15 protein-coding genes are annotated in these 17,752 nt (G+C 41.7%); 9 read left to right on the plus strand and 6 right to left on the minus strand.

Features of this window, described 5'->3' with window-relative positions; genetic code table 11:
• Position 1 precedes the first annotated feature (1 nt).
• On the minus strand, positions 2-997 hold the full coding sequence (gene ygfZ, locus CDC33_RS26895) for a CAF17-like 4Fe-4S cluster assembly/insertion protein YgfZ (RefSeq protein ID WP_109011520.1): 996 nt from the start codon (positions 995-997) through the stop codon (positions 2-4).
• Between the two features lie 557 nt (positions 998-1,554).
• A complete protein-coding gene (locus CDC33_RS26900; RefSeq protein WP_109011521.1) occupies positions 1,555-2,784 on the minus strand; it encodes a tetratricopeptide repeat protein in 1,230 nt (409 codons plus the stop codon).
• A gap of 767 nt (positions 2,785-3,551) precedes the next feature.
• On the opposite strand from CDC33_RS26900, the gene CDC33_RS26905 reads away from it, so the two are divergent.
• The 5 genes from CDC33_RS26905 to CDC33_RS41410 all read left to right on the plus strand — a co-directional run bounded on the left by CDC33_RS26905 (position 3,552) and on the right by CDC33_RS41410 (position 9,281).
• Complete coding sequence (locus tag CDC33_RS26905) at positions 3,552-5,045, plus strand: sensor histidine kinase (RefSeq protein WP_109011522.1); 1,494 nt, start codon at positions 3,552-3,554, stop codon at positions 5,043-5,045.
• A gap of 20 nt (positions 5,046-5,065) precedes the next feature.
• The gene (locus CDC33_RS26910) at positions 5,066-5,494 is read left to right on the plus strand and encodes a response regulator (protein WP_109011523.1); all 429 of its coding nucleotides are present in this window, start codon (positions 5,066-5,068) and stop codon (positions 5,492-5,494) included.
• A gap of 157 nt (positions 5,495-5,651) precedes the next feature.
• Entirely contained in the window at positions 5,652-6,689 is a 1,038-nt protein-coding gene (locus tag CDC33_RS26915) for a sensor histidine kinase (RefSeq protein ID WP_109011524.1), read from the plus strand.
• A gap of 19 nt (positions 6,690-6,708) precedes the next feature.
• On the plus strand, positions 6,709-8,001 hold the full coding sequence (locus tag CDC33_RS41405; RefSeq protein WP_181374143.1) for a GGDEF domain-containing response regulator: 1,293 nt from the start codon (positions 6,709-6,711) through the stop codon (positions 7,999-8,001).
• Positions 8,002-8,042: 41 nt separating this feature from the next.
• Positions 8,043-9,281 (plus strand): putative bifunctional diguanylate cyclase/phosphodiesterase, encoded by a 1,239-nt coding sequence (locus CDC33_RS41410; RefSeq protein ID WP_181374144.1) that lies wholly within the window; start codon positions 8,043-8,045, stop codon positions 9,279-9,281.
• A 41-nt stretch (positions 9,282-9,322) separates the two neighbouring features.
• On the opposite strand, the gene CDC33_RS26925 is transcribed toward CDC33_RS41410, so the two are convergent.
• Positions 9,323-9,787 carry a hypothetical protein gene (locus CDC33_RS26925; RefSeq protein WP_109012721.1) on the minus strand — a complete coding sequence of 155 codons (465 nt, stop codon included), beginning with the start codon at positions 9,785-9,787 and terminating at the stop codon, positions 9,323-9,325.
• Between the two features lie 200 nt (positions 9,788-9,987).
• On the opposite strand from CDC33_RS26925, the gene CDC33_RS26930 reads away from it, so the two are divergent.
• The 3 genes from CDC33_RS26930 to CDC33_RS26940 all read left to right on the plus strand — a co-directional run bounded on the left by CDC33_RS26930 (position 9,988) and on the right by CDC33_RS26940 (position 12,444).
• Positions 9,988-10,893: a YihY/virulence factor BrkB family protein gene (locus CDC33_RS26930; RefSeq protein ID WP_109011525.1), complete on the plus strand. Its 906-nt coding sequence runs from the start codon at positions 9,988-9,990 to the stop codon at positions 10,891-10,893.
• Positions 10,894-10,985: 92 nt separating this feature from the next.
• Positions 10,986-11,492, plus strand: coding sequence for a DUF4112 domain-containing protein (locus CDC33_RS26935; protein ID WP_109011526.1), 507 nt, complete (start codon positions 10,986-10,988; stop codon positions 11,490-11,492).
• A gap of 19 nt (positions 11,493-11,511) precedes the next feature.
• Positions 11,512-12,444, plus strand: coding sequence for an alpha/beta fold hydrolase (locus CDC33_RS26940; protein ID WP_109011527.1), 933 nt, complete (start codon positions 11,512-11,514; stop codon positions 12,442-12,444).
• Between the two features lie 501 nt (positions 12,445-12,945).
• Here the strand turns inward: CDC33_RS26940 and CDC33_RS26945 are convergent.
• Positions 12,946-13,158, minus strand: a complete 213-nt coding sequence (locus tag CDC33_RS26945) for a hypothetical protein (protein ID WP_146195862.1) — start codon at positions 13,156-13,158, stop codon at positions 12,946-12,948.
• Between the two features lie 68 nt (positions 13,159-13,226).
• The gene (locus CDC33_RS26950; protein ID WP_109011529.1) at positions 13,227-14,876 is read right to left on the minus strand and encodes a sensor histidine kinase; all 1,650 of its coding nucleotides are present in this window, start codon (positions 14,874-14,876) and stop codon (positions 13,227-13,229) included.
• A gap of 189 nt (positions 14,877-15,065) precedes the next feature.
• Here CDC33_RS26950 and CDC33_RS26955 point away from each other — a divergent pair, with 189 nt between their 5' ends.
• Positions 15,066-15,731, plus strand: coding sequence for a class I SAM-dependent methyltransferase (locus CDC33_RS26955; RefSeq protein ID WP_109011530.1), 666 nt, complete (start codon positions 15,066-15,068; stop codon positions 15,729-15,731).
• 103 nt (positions 15,732-15,834) lie between these two features.
• Here CDC33_RS26955 and CDC33_RS26960 read toward each other — a convergent pair whose 3' ends face one another.
• Positions 15,835-17,541, minus strand: a complete 1,707-nt coding sequence (locus tag CDC33_RS26960; RefSeq protein WP_109011531.1) for a fasciclin domain-containing protein — start codon at positions 17,539-17,541, stop codon at positions 15,835-15,837.
• Positions 17,542-17,752 lie beyond the last annotated feature (211 nt).

Consider the following 17,752-nt stretch of genomic DNA (forward strand, 5'->3'; position numbering starts at 1 on the left):
GTTATGGGTAATCATGAGAAACAAACGGGATTTCTATGACTTCACCTTCAGTTTCTCCCACTTTGACTTTTAACCCCACGCCACCCGCTTTAGTGCGAATGTAACCTAATCCAAAGTAACCATCAGCCGTTTCTGTATAACTGGTAAGTTTGCCGACCTTTTCATCTCCAACTGCGATCGCACTTCCAACTTCAGCAGGGGCACTGAGTCTTATACCCAAAAGGTGTTGTTTTACACCTTTATATGTATTTAATCGAGCAATAGTTTCTTGCCCAATATAGCAACCTTTAGTAAAAGAAATTGTTTGCCACAAACCAACTTCCAGAGGATTGTAATCATCTGTAAGTTCCGCATCTGGGGCGGGGCGGCCTTGTAATATTCGCAAGGCATCCCAAGCGCGATCGCTCATTTCTACTGCCCCAGCTTCTAACAATTTATTCCACACTGTTGCTTTGTCAGTATTGGGGAAAGTAAAAGTATATCCGGGAGCAGCTAACCCACTACCCACAGCAATCCGCACTCCTTCAGCCGGAGCAATGGTGTATACTTTGTGACTTCCGTAAGGTTGCCCGATGAGTTCGCCAATACCCAACTTTTCTAAAACAGCGTCGCTTCGTGGGCCAATGAGGCTGAAGGTGTTGGTGTATTCTGTAATATCAGATAATTCCACTTTATCGGCAAAGAAAATATATTTATCCAGCCATTCCATGAGATATTGGCGGCGGTTGGGTGAAACTAGCAGGATTACTGCATCTTCTCTAACGTAGGCGGTTGCTAAATCAATTGTTCTGGCTGTGGAAGTCACGAAAACTGTATCACAACCTTGTCCTGGCTTAAGTATTTGGAAATTGTTAGTACTTTGGTTGTGTAAGAAGTTGAGGCGATCGTCGCCAGCTACTTTGATACGTCCCCAGGCGGTGCGATCGCATATTGCAACCCCAATTCTGGCAGCTTGGATAGCTGCTGCATCTTTATCGTCAATTGTAGATGTTGGCATAGTGATGAGAAGTTGCCCTGTTTCAATGTTGTCGCACTGAAAATCTTAGCAAATAATACCAATTCGCAATTCGCAATGGGCTACGCCCCGCTACGCTAACGCAATGGGCTAACGCCCCGCTACACTCTAAGCGCAGCTATGCCGCAGGCTTTACGCAATTAAAAAACTTAGATGCAGTAGGCTTTCGTAATTTATATCTGTTGCATCCTTTTGGAGAATTGGTATAAGCGTTTGCGGCTTTAATGGTAAAGCGATGCCGAAGGCGGGCTGCGCCTACGCTGGTTTTCAAAATTACATTGTAATTGATACCAATTTAATGTGAAGCTGTACTAAATGAGTAACTCTCTATTTTTGGCGTACTTGGCGGTTCGTTTAATATTCTGTACATCTTTATATAGGATTACTATTTGATTTTTGAACGAAATTAAGTATTGTAGAGTGTGTTAGAACGGAGTTCGTAACGCACTATTATCAAGGGTTTGATGCCGTACTCTCTGTGCTAACACATCCTACGTATATTTTCAGAAATCAAACCGGATTCCTATACATAATTGGTATTAAAAATTTTCTTTCGAGACTTTTTTAATTTGCCCAGCAAAGTATGCTTCCTCATGTTTGAGTTGTTGCGCTACTTCTAACCCTTTTTGAAAAGCTGTTAGTGCTTGAGGAAATTCTTTGCGTTCTAGATACAATTGCCCAATTTGGTCATAAGCTTGCATCAGCCCGTAAAAATTGGCCGCTTGCGTCTCTGTTTCCACAAGAATTTGGCTAGCCTGCAAAGCCTCGTCTGTTTGTCCTTGAGAACGATACAGCGCAATTAACTTCTGTAAAGCTTCACCAGCACGAACGTACTCCTTTAATTGCCAAGCAGTAGTATAAGCTTCTTGATAATTATTAAAAGCTTCTAGCAGTAAGTTAGGATCTTTCTTTGCTAGAGATTCATAATCTGAAGCGATCGCTAGCTTTAATTCTGGTATTTCAGTAAGATTATTTTCACTAACGTAAATTTCTACTAGTTTATTAAGTACATTCAAAGACTGCTGTGGTTGGTTTGTCCGGTCGTAAATTTCAGCCAGTTGTTGGAGATATATTACCTCGTTTACACGTTCGCCTTGAGAACTAGCTAAACTCAACAATTCCTCGTAGATTGGCGCAGCTTTGGGGTAATCAAACCAACTCAAATGTACCTCTCCAATTGTCTTGAGGGTTTCTATGAGTGCTGTTGTATCTTTTTGCTGCCGCACCACTAGTAAAACTTGGTCGTAAGCTTCAGCAGCGAGTTGTGGCGATCGCACATTTTGATAAGCTTGACCTAGCGATCGCCACAATTGGAGATCAATTGGGGCAGTTGTTTTCTGAGATTGTGCCTGTTTTTGAATTGCTTGCAATCGCTGCGTTATATATTGTACTTCTTGTGCATCATTTTGCTTCCAGGCGATCGCCCCGACTCGTGATAGTGCTTGTACCTCTGCTAATGAACCTAAAAAGCGGCGCAAACGAAGTTCCCGGTTCCAAATTTCAAACGCAGTCACCTGATCTCCTGCTTGCAGTTTCGCTGCTGCTTCTTGATTTAATGCATCTAGCGCCGGTTCTAACTTTTGCTGTTCTTGGAGAGTTAACGGCTGTTTATCTTTGGGCAGACGTGGTAGCAGTGGATCGGGTGTGGTAATTTCTAGGGGATTAGGAGGAAATTTATCCGGTACTTTGGGGTTTTTAGTCTGTGCCAGCGTCAAGGAACTGCTAAAAAGTATAGCGGCAGTAACAATCATAATTAAGGGCCTAAACATGGGTACTTTACCTTGCCTTGAGTTGGTTGCATAAGTTAATTATCCCCAGACCCTATTATTTTTACTTTATTCCAGCAATTCTGAAGCGTCACTGACACTACTTTATGTCTCTATTTAGTCTAAACATTCAGTAAATCAAGCTGATATCAAGCTAATATAGGTAAAGCTTTTTAAGTGTAATTCCTGAATTCAAATAGCATATTTACATGATTTATGCAAGCGAAAATATCTAGAAAATGGCTGCGGGATATACTGAATAATTCAATAAAGTTTATTATTTGCCTTCTTATGAGTCAGGAAATATACGCTCCCAATAATTAATTAATGTAGGTATCCTTTATTAGAGCTATTAGAAATTAGACCTAATTTGCTCTAGAAGTTAAGAAACTTGGTATCAGTTAGCACGACTATGACGAGTAGTACCGTGAAAAACTTTTGGCATTACTGATTTAGAGTATGAATCAAGATGTAGATACGTGATATATCGCGTATATCGCGTCTCTATATAGGTTTTCTTATTCAGCAAGCCAATTTTTTCATGTGTCTTGTTTGGTTAGAACGAAGATATAGCCGCTTGGACTTGAGCTGCTAGTCACTCTTCTCCTTCTGTGGGGTACGACGCTAACGCGTAGCTTGCTTAGGGGTAGGGGGTAAGGACTTTCTAAGGTCGTTAACGCTGCACTAATAGGTGTTACCCGTCTACAGAGCTGGCTCACCGTTTTTACCAATTTAGTCAGCAGCTACTTTTTCAACTAGGAAGGTAAAAAATGGAATGGGCTATTTACAAAAAGAATACGGGCAGCTTTCTAATAGCAGTCGCAATTATGACTGGTGTTGGTGTAATTTCGTATCTTAGTTTGCTTCAGTATCGAGAAAACGCTCAATGGGTAACACATACACGCGAGGTGCTGGAAAAGACTAAAGAAGTTATGTCACAGATTAAAGATGCAGAAACTGGACAACGGGGCTATCTTCTCACGGGTAAAGAACGGTATTTAGAACCCTATCGCACTGCAACTAGCGAGATTACTCAGAAAATTAAGACTTTGCGGCAATTGACTGCGGATAACCCCAATCAACAACGGCGGCTTGATCGCCTTGAACCCCTGGTTGCCAAAAAACTAGTTTTGATGGAACAGGCGATTAACGCCAGGAGCAAAAATTTAGAATCCGCGCTGCAAATACTTCAGACAGATCAGGGTCAGCAGATCATGGAGGACATCCGAATGCTGACTAGAGATATGGAGAAAGAAGAGAATGAGTTGTTAAAACAGAGGTCGATAGAGGCGAACATCAGCGCTCATCAAACAACTTTGCTGACTATTTTTGGCAGCGTTATTGCTTCTGCGATCGTCGGTTTAGCAGCCATGATCACCAATCAGGAACTCGCCAAACGCAAGCGGATGGAAAATTCTCTGCAAAAAGCTCGTGATGAGTTAGAAATAGAGGTTAGCAAACGGACTGCCGAACTGAGAAACACTAACGAAGAATTGCAAACTGAAATTAATGAGCGTAAAAGGGCAGAGTCAGAGATTCTGCGCTTGAACGTCGAGCTTGAGGGGCGAGTTGCAGAACGCACAGCACAACTCGAAGCCACTAATAAAGAGATGGAAGCATTTAGTTATTCTGTGTCTCACGATCTGCGGGCCCCCTTGCGGAGCATCGACGGCTTTAGCCAAGCGCTACTAGAAGATTATAGTGATAACCTCGACGCACTAGGCCAAAACTACCTCCAGCGAGTGCGTGCAGCCACCCAGCGAATGGCACAACTGATCGACGATTTACTGAATCTGTCACGACTGACGCGTAGTGAGATGCGTTATGAAAATGTGGATCTGAGCGCACTGGTAGAAGCGATCGCCACAGAGTTGCACAAAACACAACCAGAACGCCAAGTAGAGTTTGTAATTACACCGGGATTGGTTGCCAATGGTGATACTCATCTTTTACGGATCGTGCTAGAAAACCTACTGGGTAATGCGTGGAAGTTTACAGGGAAAAATCAAAAAGCACGCATAGAATTTGGGCTTTTACAGCAAGATGACACCTATGTGTATTTTGTCCGTGATGATGGCACAGGCTTCGATATGGCCTATATTGACAAACTCTTCGGTGCTTTTCAGCGCCTGCACGCCATGACTGAGTTTGAAAGCACTGGCATCGGACTAGCTACTGTGCAGCGCATTGTCCACCGTCATGGTGGCCGTGTCTGGGCCCAAAGTGCAGTCGAGCAAGGCGCAACATTTTACTTCACCCTCTAATCTATAGGAGAACACACAACATGATTTTACTTGTAGAAGATAATCCTGATGATGAAGCGCTAACCCTACGCGCACTCAAGAAAAACAATATTCTGAACGAGGTAATAGTGGCACGCGATGGGGTAGAAGCCCTAGATTACCTCTTTGGTAAAGGTATATACGCTGATCGCGACATGAGCGTTATGCCAAATCTCATCCTGCTAGATTTGAAGTTGCCTAAAATGGATGGTTTGGAAGTTTTGCGACACCTGCGAACCGACGAAAGGACAAAAATCCTTCCCGTCGTCATTCTCACTTCCTCCAAAGAGGAGCAAGACTTAATCAATGGTTATAGCTTGGGTGCCAACAGCTATGTTCGTAAACCAGTAGACTTTTCTCAATTCAGTGAAGCAGTGCGACAACTAGGATTGTACTGGTTTGTGTTAAACGAATCACCGCCAAGGGTATAAGCCAATACGGTTTAGTTAAGCAAATTTATCTGTTAAGGCAGGCAGGGGGAGCAGGGGAGGCAGAGGAGGCAGGGGGAGAGAAAAAAGCTTAACTGAACTGTATCGGGGTATAAGCAGGGGGCAGGGCTGACTTTCTTAATTACGAATTACGAATTACATGGGTATACCACTGCGCGTATTACTTGTTGAGGATTCAGAAGATGACGCTTTGTTGATGCTGCGTGAACTTCAACGTGGTGGCTATCAAGTAACCTTTGAACGGATTGATACACCCACAGCCATGAAAGCTGCGATCGCAGGGGAAACATGGGATATTGTCATCTGCGATTATTCTATGCCCACCTTTAGCGCTCCTGCTGCATTAAAGCAAGTCAAGGAAAGTGGACTTGACTTGCCATTTATTATTGTCTCAGGCACTATTGGTGAAGATACCGCAGTAGCAGCCATGAAAGCTGGTGCCCATGATTACATCATCAAAGGCAATTTAGCAAGACTTATCCCTGCTGTTGCCCGCGAGTTACGTGAGGCACTAGTGAGACGGGAGCGTAAACAAGCAGAGGAGCAGATTAAAGCATCGCTTCAAGAGAAAGAGGTGCTATTAAAAGAAATTCATCACCGGGTCAAAAATAATTTGCAGATTATTTCTAGTCTGCTCAACCTGCAAGCAGAGTATATCAAGGACAATCAAGCCCTTGAGGTATTCAAAGATAGTCAGAACCGGATTGACTCAATGGCTCTGATCCACGAGAAATTATATCAATCTCAAGATTTAGCAAAGATTAATTTTGCTGATTATATCCAAGATTTAGTAACTAATTTATTTTATTCATATAACGTTAATTCCAGTGCTATTACCTTAAAAATGAATGTTGAGGAGGTTTTTTTAGCCATTGATGCAGCTATTCCTTGCGGCTTGATTATCAATGAACTTATTTCAAATTCCCTAAAATATGCCTTTCCCCAAAGAGAATTGGGAGAAATTTGTATTGACTTCTGCTCCATAGAAGCAAATTTATTTAAACTTACTATCAGTGATAATGGTGTCGGTTTTGCCCAAGATTTTGACTTTCAAGCTACAGAATCATTAGGTTTGCGATTAGTCAAAGGTCTAACACATCAGCTACAAGGCAATATCGATTTTATCAGCTATAACGGAGTAGAGTATAAAATTATATTCCCAACTAAGAATTTCTGAAACTATAAGTTTAAAAATCATGAGCGCAGTAAATATATTAGTTGTTGAAGATGAAATCATCGTAGCAATGGATATACAAAATCGGCTAAGAAAATTTGGATACACTGTTATGGGGCTTGCCGATTCTGGAGAAGAAGCAATTAAGAAAGCAGCAGATAATTCTCTAGATTTAGTTTTAATGGATATTCATCTCAAAGGAAAGATGGACGGTGTGGAGGCCGCTCAAATAATTCATAATATTTTTAAAATTCCAGTAATATATCTTACTGCTAATGCAGATGAATCAACATTGAATCGAGCAAAAGAAACAGAGCCATTTGGCTACATTCTCAAGCCTTTCAAAGAAAAGGAATTAAAGTTCACTATTGAAATTACACTTTCCAAACATCGAACGGAAAAAAAATTAAAACAGAATGAACAATGGTTGACTACTGTACTTAAAAGTATTGGAGATGCTGTAATTACTAGCGATGCATCTGGATCTATAACTTTTATGAATCCTATGGCGGAGGAACTGACGGGTTGGAATTATTCTGATGCGTTTGGTAAAGAAGCAACAGAAATATTCAATATTGCTCATGAAGAGACTCGGATAATAATTGAAAGTCCGATCAAGCAAGTCCTTGAGTCTGGCGTTAATGTCGGTCTACCAGAAAAAACGATACTGATTACTAAAAACGGTACAGAAATCCCAATTGATGATAGTGTTGCAGCGATTAAAGATGACAACGGTAAGATCACGGGTGCAGTTTGCGTTTTTCAGGATATCACCGAGCGTCAGCAGATATTGAAGGCACTAGCGCGTCGCCAGCAAGAATTCAAAGCACTAGTTGAAAATGCACCTGATATTATTTCCCGATTTAATACTCAATTGCGCTACGTTTACGTTAATCCAGTTATCGAAAAGGTTACAGGAATATCAGCCGAAACATTTATTGGCAAAACAAACGCAGAGTTAAATCTGCCAGAAGAATTTTGTCGGATATACGATCGCAAGCTTGGGCAAGTTTTTGAAACTAAGCAAGAGACGGAGTTTGAATGCAGTTTAGCGATCGCTTCCCAAACAAAACATTACCATACCCGTCTTGTGCCTGAATTAGCTAGCGATGGCTCAGTATTTTTTGTTTTAAGTATTTCTCGGAACATTACTGCTCTAAAAGTTGCAGAGGCGCAATTAATTTATGACGCTTTTCACGACATACTAACCGGTTTGCCAAATCGCGCCTTATTTATGGAACGACTAGAACGGGCGCTGATGCTGTCAAAACGACGTACAAACTATACATTTGCTGTTCTCTTTCTAGACCTATAGGACTTACGCACACTCTACGAATTCTCGGCGCTCTTGGCGTCTTGGCGGTTCGAGAAATTAAGCTTTTTAGCAATTTTTGCGTAAGTCCTAACCTAGATCGCTTCAAAGTTGTCAACGACAGTCTTGGCCTTACAATTGGCGATCAATTACTAACTGCCCTTGCTCGCAGGCTGGAGAACTGCCTGCGTGCTGGAGATACAGTTGCGCGTCTAGGGGGAGATGAGTTTACAATTTTGCTTGAGGATCTCAACAACATCAATGACGTAATTGGCGTAGTGGAGCGGATACACGAAGCTTTGACATCTGCGTTCCAACTTAGTGGATATGAGGTATTTACCACCGTTAGCATTGGCATCGCTTTAAATAAGGGTAATTACAACTTACCAGAAGAACTACTGCGCGATGCTGACATTGCAATGTATCGTGCTAAGGCATTGGGTAAGGCACGCCATGAGATATTTGACTCAAGCATGTACAGGCAAGTAACGGAGCTATTAGAGTTAGAGATGGATCTACGGGGGGCAATTGAACGCCAAGAGTTTCAGGTTTACTACCAGCCAATTGTGTTGTTAGAAACTTACAAAATTATTGGCTTCGAGGCTCTCGTTCGTTGGCAGCACCCGCAACAGGGCTTAGTTTCTCCAGACAACTTTATTCCACTAGCAGAAGAAACTGGGTTGATTATCCCTATTGGTTATTGGGTACTGAGCGAAGCTTGTCGGCAGATGCGTGCTTGGCAAATACAATTTCCTGCTGACCCACCCTTGACAATCAGTGTAAATCTTTCCACTAAACAGTTTTCACAGTCTGGGCTAATTGAGCATATTTCCCAAATTATGCAAGAGACTGGTCTGGAAGGCAGCAATTTAAAGCTGGAGATTACCGAAAGCGTACTGATGGAGAATATGCAATCAGCAACTTTTATGCTCTTGCAACTGCAAGAGATGAATATCCAAATACACTTAGATGATTTTGGTATAGGCTATTCATCTTTGAGCTACCTGCACCGCTTTGCAAGTAATGCCTTGAAGATTGATCGTTCTTTTGTTACCAAAATTGGTGCTAACGGCGAAAACTTGGAAATTGTTCAAGCGATCATCACCCTAGCCCAGAGTCTAAATATAGATGTAATAGCAGAGGGCGTAGAAACTGTAGAGCAACTGGCACTACTTAGAGCCATGAAATGCAAGCACGCACAGGGATATTTCTTCTCTAAACCCCTAGATAGCAAATCGATAGAGGCATTACTCGTATCTGGCATTCAGCCGAGACAAGAATAGGGGCAGGGGGCAGGGGAAAAGAATTTTTAATTCAAAAAAGCTTATTTACTCTCTTTTTCTGCTGCGGCTCGTTCTTGTGTCAAGCTATCAATAGCATCACCCAAGGCAGTAGTAAGGCTATTGCGGGTTTGAGCGTGGTTATCCTGCTCAGTTTTCAAAGCTTGCAAGAGGCGATCGCGTTCTTTGATTACGGCGATGAGTTTAGCTTGCAATTCCTCTACAGATTTTAGTTGTTCTATTTCTTGTTGGATCGCTGTTACTGGTGTTCCAGCAGCCAGTGTCTCCATCTCAAGACCCTGAAGTTTGTGCAATTCTGCCTTGAGGGATGCGATCGCCTGTTGGGACAATTGAGCATCCGTGCGCCGTTGTTCTGCTTCTGTGTTGTAAAGCTGACGCCATTTTTGGGCACTTTCCCAAGCAGAATCGCGATCGCTCTGAAGCCCCGCCATCTGCTCTTTGAGTGTCTGGATTTCGGTCAACCACTCTTGCGTTAAATCTTGATTCATAAATAATTTGTCATTAGTCATTAGTCATTGGTCATTTGTCATTTGTCATTTGTCATTAGTTTTCTTCCCCTGCCCCCTCTACTCCCTACTCCCCACTCCCCACTCCCCACTAAGTATTATTGCGGAAAAAAGATAAATGCGATCGCTACGCAAAATTTGGCAAAGTAGTTAATAAAGCTAACTAGTTTTAACTCTAAATCATGCCAAAGCCTCGTTTTTTACGCTTCTTTCGCCACCTCAATTGGCACACTCTCAAAAAAACTTTTGCTAGGACAATGGAAAGACGACTTTTTGGACTCGCCTCAGAAATCGCCTTCAATGCTATGTTATCGCTGTTTCCGGCAATTCTTGCGATCGTTACAGCCATTGGCTTATTGGCAGAATCTTTACAAGCTACTTTTAAACAACTGGCGGCACAACTGAGTCAAGTTTTACCTGACCAAGCCCTGGCTCTGATTCGTGATTTTGCCACTACAGAAATTACCAACTCTAAAAACACTGGTTTATTTTCTCTGAGCTTCGTATTAGCAATTTGGACTGCTTCTGGGGCAGTGAGTACTGCTATGACTGCCTTCGACCAAATCCATCAAATTCCTTCAGAAAACATCCGTCCCTTTTGGAAAGCCAAGCTCGTCTCTCTGGGATTGACAGTCGGTACTATGTTGCTTTTAGTGTTGGCTTCTTTCTTAGTGTTTACCAGCGATTTGCTGCTGGGAATGGTAGTGCGCGGAAATAGTTCTTTGCTCATCTTGTTGCATCTTTGGCAGCTGTTACGCTGGCCTTTAGCTTTAAGTATTGTTGCTGTTGCTTTTAGCTTTGTCTATCGCTATGGCCCAAGCCAGTGGAACTCAGGCACACCAATGATGCCTGGAGCAATTTTAGCAGCTGTTTTCTGGGCAATATTGTCTGCTCTATTTCGGCTTTATGTGGCGAACTTTGGGAATTATAATAAAGTCTATGGTGCAGTAGGGGCTGTGATAGTTTTAATGCTTTGGCTATCGATGAGTGCTGCGGTTCTGTTAATCGGCGATCAGTTGAACGTAACTGTCGGCGAAGATATGCGCCCAAAAGCACGTCAGGATCTCGTAAAAAACATTAATTTGTAAATATCGTTATAAATCCCTGAGAAAATTTTTGCAAAAGTTCAATAGGGGAGTAGAATATCTAACGATTCAAGACAAACTTAGCGATCGCCTTCATGCCTGATTCTCCTTTTCGATTTTCGATGATTGAACCTGATGCCAAAGCACCCACCTTGAAGCGCCTACGCCAGTTAAGTCGGCTGCTAGATAATGTTATTACCATTCCTGGTACACAGATTGGTTTTGGTCTAGATCCAATTTTAGGATTAATACCTATTGGTGGTGATTTTTTAGGAATCATGTTTTCTAGCTACATCATCCTAGAAGCAGCGCGGCTAGGTGTATCTAGAGCCACTTTAAGCAAAATGGTTCTAAATGTGATCATTGATGGCTTAGTAGGCGCTGTCCCAGTTTTGGGCGACTTTTTTGATTTTGCCTGGCGAGCTAACACTAATAATATCAAGCTGTTGGAAGATTACTTAAAGTTTCCTAGCCAGCAAAAAAGTGCAGACAGGTGGTTTATCTTTGGTGTTTTGGTAGGATTGTTGCTGATTGCCATTGTTTTAGTAGCATTACCAGTAATACTAGTTAGAATGCTGTGGAACGCCTTAACTGGCGGTTAAATTATTTATTGATAACGGAATGAAAGATTGGTGGCAAGCTACTTTTCCTAAAGGGCGGCAAAGTCTAATTATTACTGATGCACAAGGGTATCCTGTACAAATTGCTTATGGCGAAAAAGGTAAAGGTAAACCACTAATTTTATTACATGGTATGGGTAGCTGGAGCTATAATTGGCGTCATAGTATAGCACCATTATCTAAATATTTTCGAGTAATTTGTTTTGATGCTAAATGCTTTGGTTTTTCTGAAAAACCATTTTCGCGTAGAGAACACAACGGTCATCAAGTTATTGAGTTTAAAAGAGTTATTGAAGCATTATGTGACGAACCCGCAGTAATTGTGGCTGAATCTTTGGGGGGATTGATTGCCCTTGCCATTGCTCAAGAAAATCCGCAGTTAGTCGCGCAGCTTGTAGTCGTAAACGTACCTATATTTGCCGAACGTCTACCCCATTGGGCTATGTGGTTGCTTGCCCAAACGCCTTTAGAAATAATCCAAACAATTGATTCTTTACGTCTTGCATATTTGTTTGCACCTCTATTTAGAGAAATTATGGCGATAGAAAGACGTAGAGTATTATTTGATCCATCAATTTTGACACAGGAAGATGTCTTTTGGATAACTTACCCGTTTATTGAGCTACCTGGTACAGTTGCAAAGGTCGCTGAAGAATTACAAATAGCAGCGAGAGAAATTGAGAATTGGCAAGAAAATAAGCCGAATATGCTCACCAAAATTCAAAATAACCTAAGTGCAATTAAGTGTCCTACATTAGTTTTGTGGGGGGATCAAGATAGTTGGTTTCCTGCTAGTCATGGTGAAAAACTGCATCAGTATATCCCCAATTCTAAATTACAAATTTTGTCTAACTGTTATCATGATGCCTCTTCTGGTGCTTTTGAAGTGCTGAATGCAGCAATTATTGAGTTTTTACGGGATACTGACCAATAATTCATAGTTACGGGCAGAGAAACTTTATTTATCAATAGAAAAATAAAAAGAGAGTGGGAGGAAGCATATCAGTCAGCTTTCAAACTCCCACTCAGCCATTTGCTGCTGAAGTGAACAGGAATGTATACAGACGTTGCCCTCATTTTAGGGTTAATGCGTACTTCAACAACAACGCCCATAAGCATTTAATAATCCTGTTGCAGCAAATACCAAACCTGATTATAGGATTACTATTTGATTTTTGAACGAAATTAGGTATTGTAGAGTGTGTTAGAACGGAGTTCGTAACGCACTATTATCACAGCTTTGATGCGTTACGCTGTCGCTAACACATCCTACGTATCTTCAACCACAACGCCCATAAGCATTTATAATCCTGTTGCAGCAAATACCAAACCTGATTATTAATATTTATCTGCTGATGAAAAACCTCTGCAAATAATTGGTAGAGATAGTTTTTTCTTGTAAATCACTTAATAAATAGTGTTTTACAAAAGGAATTTACTTACGTGGTAGTCCCTGATAACAAAACCCTTGAAGTCGTTTATCTTTGTACAATTTAACTTGGTTAATTAGAATCTGGTTGCCATTTTGGCAAGTTTTTAAATTTCCGAATTGCTCGTCTGTAGCAGTACCATCGCCTTCTCTTGATTTTCTGCTGGATAACCATATTTCCGCAGCAGGTGCTTGACTAATCGGAAAAAGGCATGACATGAGGTTTAATATCATGTACGGTTAAAGACTTATAAATGCCACTGTCATCAGTAGCTTTTGTTGCTGTGTTAAGGTTGGCAAATTGGGATTTCAATCACAAATTTGGTACCCTCTCCTGGTGTGGAATTATACCACATTTTACCATGATGCTTTTGCGTGACAATCTGGTAGCTGATGGATAAGCCCAAGCCTGTACCTTTACCGATGGGTTTTGTCGTGAAAAAGGGATCAAAAATGCGTGTTTGTAATGTTTTAGGTATCCCGGAACCATTATCGGCGATCGCAATCTGTACCTGATTATCAGCAGTCACTTGAGTTGAAATCCAAATTGTACCAGGCTGTATTTGTAGATTGCTTTTCCTCTGATGTCGAGCAGATTCCTCCAAAGTATCGATCGCATTCGCCAGTAAGTTCATAAATGCCTGATTCAGTTGTCCAGCACAGCACTCAACTGAAGGCAATTGACTGTAATTTTTAACCACTTCAATTGCAGGAGACTCTAGTTTTGCCTTGAGGCGATGTTGCAAAATCAGTAACGTATTTTCAATACCCTCATGAAGGTCAACAGTTTTAAATTCAGATTCATCCAGGCGGGAGAAGTTACGCAGAGATAAAACAATCTGCCCAATCCGCTCAGTACCAACTTTCATTGATTGCAGCAGCTTGAACAGGTCTTCATTGAGAAAGTCGAGTTCCACCTCATCCAAAGTTGCTTGGAGCGTTTGAGGCGGATTTGGGTAGTGCGCCTGATACGCCTGAACCAATTTCAGCAAGTCTTGAGTATAGTTATCAATATAAGTAATATTGCCATGAATAAAACTCACAGGATTGTTAATTTCATGGGCAACTCCAGCAACCAGTTGCCCTAAGCTCGACATTTTTTCGGTTTGGACTAGTTGAAGTTGAGTTTTGTGAAGCTGAGTTAAAGCTTGTTGAAGTTCTGTTGAATGCTGCTCTTTTTCAGTCAGCAGTGTTTTCACACGTTTAATCAGATCGTTGAACGCAGTCGCTAAAATGCCTGTTTCATCCTTGGTGATGACAGGTACTTGCAGGTCAAAGTTAGACTCTTGGGTTACTTGCTGCGCTACTGCTGTCACTAATTGCAGTGGTTTAGCAATGCTGCTCGAAATTTGCCATCCTAGACTCAATGCCAAAATGATACAGCTTAAACTGGTTATACTGATTACAATCATTGTAGGTCTAGCTTGGGCAATTGCCTCGTCATACAGCGATGACCACTCTAGAATCACAGCACCATTGATCTGATTTTGTTCATTTTTCAGGGGAGTGACAATGAGTTTAATCCCTTGGGGATAATCGACACTCTTTTCCAAAAAACTTCTAAGGTTACCATCCTGGATCGTTTGGTAAATTTCGTTACCTTGGTCATGCTCAAAAATGGTGCCGACATTTTCAGGCACGGCATCGGCCAAAATTTGCTTCTGCCGATTGACTACCACGAGGTCGCGCTTTTGTAGATCATGCAGCAAATTTACGTAGTGTTGCAGTTCGTCTGAATCTTCAAGAGTAATAGATTTTTTATCGTAATAAGCATCGTGAGCGATGGAAACAGCAAGCACTTGGGCAACGTGTTCAGCTTCGGCGATCGCTAACTTTTCAGCTATTTTTTGGCTTTGAGTGATTGCAACTCCACCAACAACACTTGTTAATAAAGAAACACTAACAAAACTTCCAACCAGTTTCTGAGAAATCTTCATTGCTATAGGTCAGCCATAACCGCATCAATATAAAGTTAGTCTTCCCAAATCTTAAGAATTTCTTGAAGCTAATGCCTTTTTATTTTTGCTACAGACGAAGACAATAGAGATTAAGCTGACTGGGCATTCTTGATAAACCACTCTTAGGCGATAGTATAACTGTAGATTCTTTCAATCCTTTTACCTACTATGCCAAAACAATCTATAGGTCTTGATCACCAACTCTATAATTACCTTTTATCCGTTTCGTTGCGGGAACCGGAGATTCTTTTGAAGTTGCGCCAAGAAACCGCCAGCCATCCGCGAAGTGGAATGCAGATTTCACCAGAACAAGGGCAGTTTATGAGACTTTTGGTGCAGCTTATTGGAGCCAAGAAAACCCTGGAAGTTGGAGTATTTACTGGTTATAGCTCACTTTCTGTAGCTTTGGCGCTACCGACTGATGGGAAGATAATCGCTGCTGATGTGAGTGAAGAATTTACTGCGATCGCCCGCCGATATTGGCAAGAGGCTGGGGTTGCCGATAAAATCGATCTGCGCTTGGCACCAGCTTTAGAAACTTTAGATCATCTGTTGGCAACTGGACAAGCCGAGACATTTGATTTTGCTTTTATTGATGCTGATAAAGAAAATTATGATGGATATTATGAGCGATCGCTGCAATTGTTGCGTCCAGGTGGATTGATTGCTATTGATAATGTTTTATGGTCAGGACAAGTTGCTAACCCAGAAAATCAAGATGAAAGCACCCAAGCTATCCGGGCGCTCAACAAGAAGTTACATCATGACGAACGGGTAACGCTCTCCCTCGTCCCGATCGCTGATGGGCTTACTTTAGCCATCAAGCGACCTTAATACAGTTTGATACAAACCTACTATTATAGTTGTTTTCAATTTTTTTGAATACAATAGGGTAGCACATCTGTGCTACCCTATCGCGTGTTTTTCTTCTATTTACTTAGAAGTTGTAGCCAACTCCTAATAGTAGCCCTACATCAGTTTCATCTAGAAAAGCAGCATTTACACCACCTGTCACCGTAAATCGAGAACCAATAGGAAGGTCTACACCACCAGTTAGCAGTAATCCAATATCAGTATCGAGATTAGCTTCAATGGCAACACCAGCACCTATATAAGGAGATATAGCAAAGGTTCTATTGCCCACCGAACCTGCTGTGCGGGGAGAGAAATCCAAAGTCAAGGGAACCATAAATAGTGTATCATCCCCAAAGATCACTGATGGTCGCACTGATATATTGCGTGTCAGACCAATTTTGCTAATCGCTGCAAAGTTACCATCGCTCAGAGCTGTATCGCTGCCACTCAAACCAATGTTACCAGCAACTCCAATATAGCTAGGGCCACCAAGAGTAGTTCTACCTGGCCTTACCTGAGGCGTTGTAGCATTTGGGGTTCCTGTTCCTGGTTGATTTAACTGACTGATGTTAACATCAGGCGGAATCAGGACTTGATTAATTGCATGGATAACACCATTGCTAGCTTGGACATCTGCCTGGATAACTCTGGCATTATTCACCGAGACTTGATTATTAGCGCGATCAATTTGAATATTTACAGGGCTTTGTTCAGAGGTTTTCAATTCTCCAGTCGAGAGTTGACTAGAAGTTACTGCACCAGGAACGACATGGTATGACAAAATCTTGATCAATGCATCTCTATTTTCTGGTTGCTGTAACTGCTGTAAGGTAGCAGCAGGTAAAGCAGCAAATGCTTGATCGGTGGGAGCGAAGACTGTATAGGGGCCAGGCTGTTGAAGAATATCTGTTAAACCAGCTGTCTTTAATAAAGAAGTCAGAGTTGTCAAAGAAGTACTGGATGCAGCAAGAGAAACAATATCAGTACCAGTTTGAGTTGCACCCACAATATATTGACTAGCTGGAAGATTGCTAGCAATGGGTTGCACCCTTCCTTGTCTAGCCAAAGCTTGATATAAGAGTGCCGCAGCTTCAGCACGAGTTAGGGGCTGTTGCGGATTGAGTTGTTTTACATCTGGATAGTTAACAACAATATTAGATTGCGTTGCTGCTGTCACACTAGCAACAGCATAGTTCGGGATAGCTGAAGCGTCGTTGTAGTAGGTGCTGAGGTCAGTACTGCTTCCAGTGGTGCTACCGGTTAAACCCAAACCACTGGTTATAGCAACGATCGCCTGTACCTTCGGTATTTGTTCATTTGGTCTAAACTCATTACCAGGATAACCTGCCAAAAATCCAGTTTCGTAGGCATTCTGAATTGCAGAAGCTGCCCAATAGCCAGCAGGAACATCTCTAAATCCACCTGCGCTTAATTGCCGAATTCGATTTTGGTTAGGGAAAGCTTTTTGAATTAGGGCGGCAAACTCTGCACGAGTCACACCTTGATTCGGCCTGAAGCTGCCATCAGGAAAGCCACTAATTACGTTATTGTCAGCTAAAGCTTGAATGAAAGGACGCGCCCAATAATCTGAGGAAACATCAGACAAGTTTACTGATGAAGTAGGCGATGGTGTCGCAGGTGATTGTGTTTCAGGCGATGGTGTCGTAGATGGAACAGTAGTTTGAGACGAAGCTGGGGTAGAAATTACTATGGGAGTGATTGTAGCAGCTGTCATTCCCAAAACTACTAAAGCAACCCTTGCTGATGGCCGACGAAACGAACTAAACATGGAGACATCCTCTATTATCTAAATTTTCACCACACATAATACAAAATTCCTATTTGGTTTTTGAAAAACCGCACATAACACTAATAAGCATAAGTAGCAATATTATGCTATATGGAATGTTGCAAAAATAAAGATTCTTACATGCAACTAAGCGATTTTATAAATGATAAAATCGCAGCCAAGCACTAGAATAATTAGCTTTTAATAGCCA

The organism is Nostoc commune NIES-4072 (assembly GCF_003113895.1).
In the GTDB taxonomy this organism is placed as follows: Bacteria; Cyanobacteriota; Cyanobacteriia; order Cyanobacteriales; family Nostocaceae; genus Nostoc; species Nostoc commune.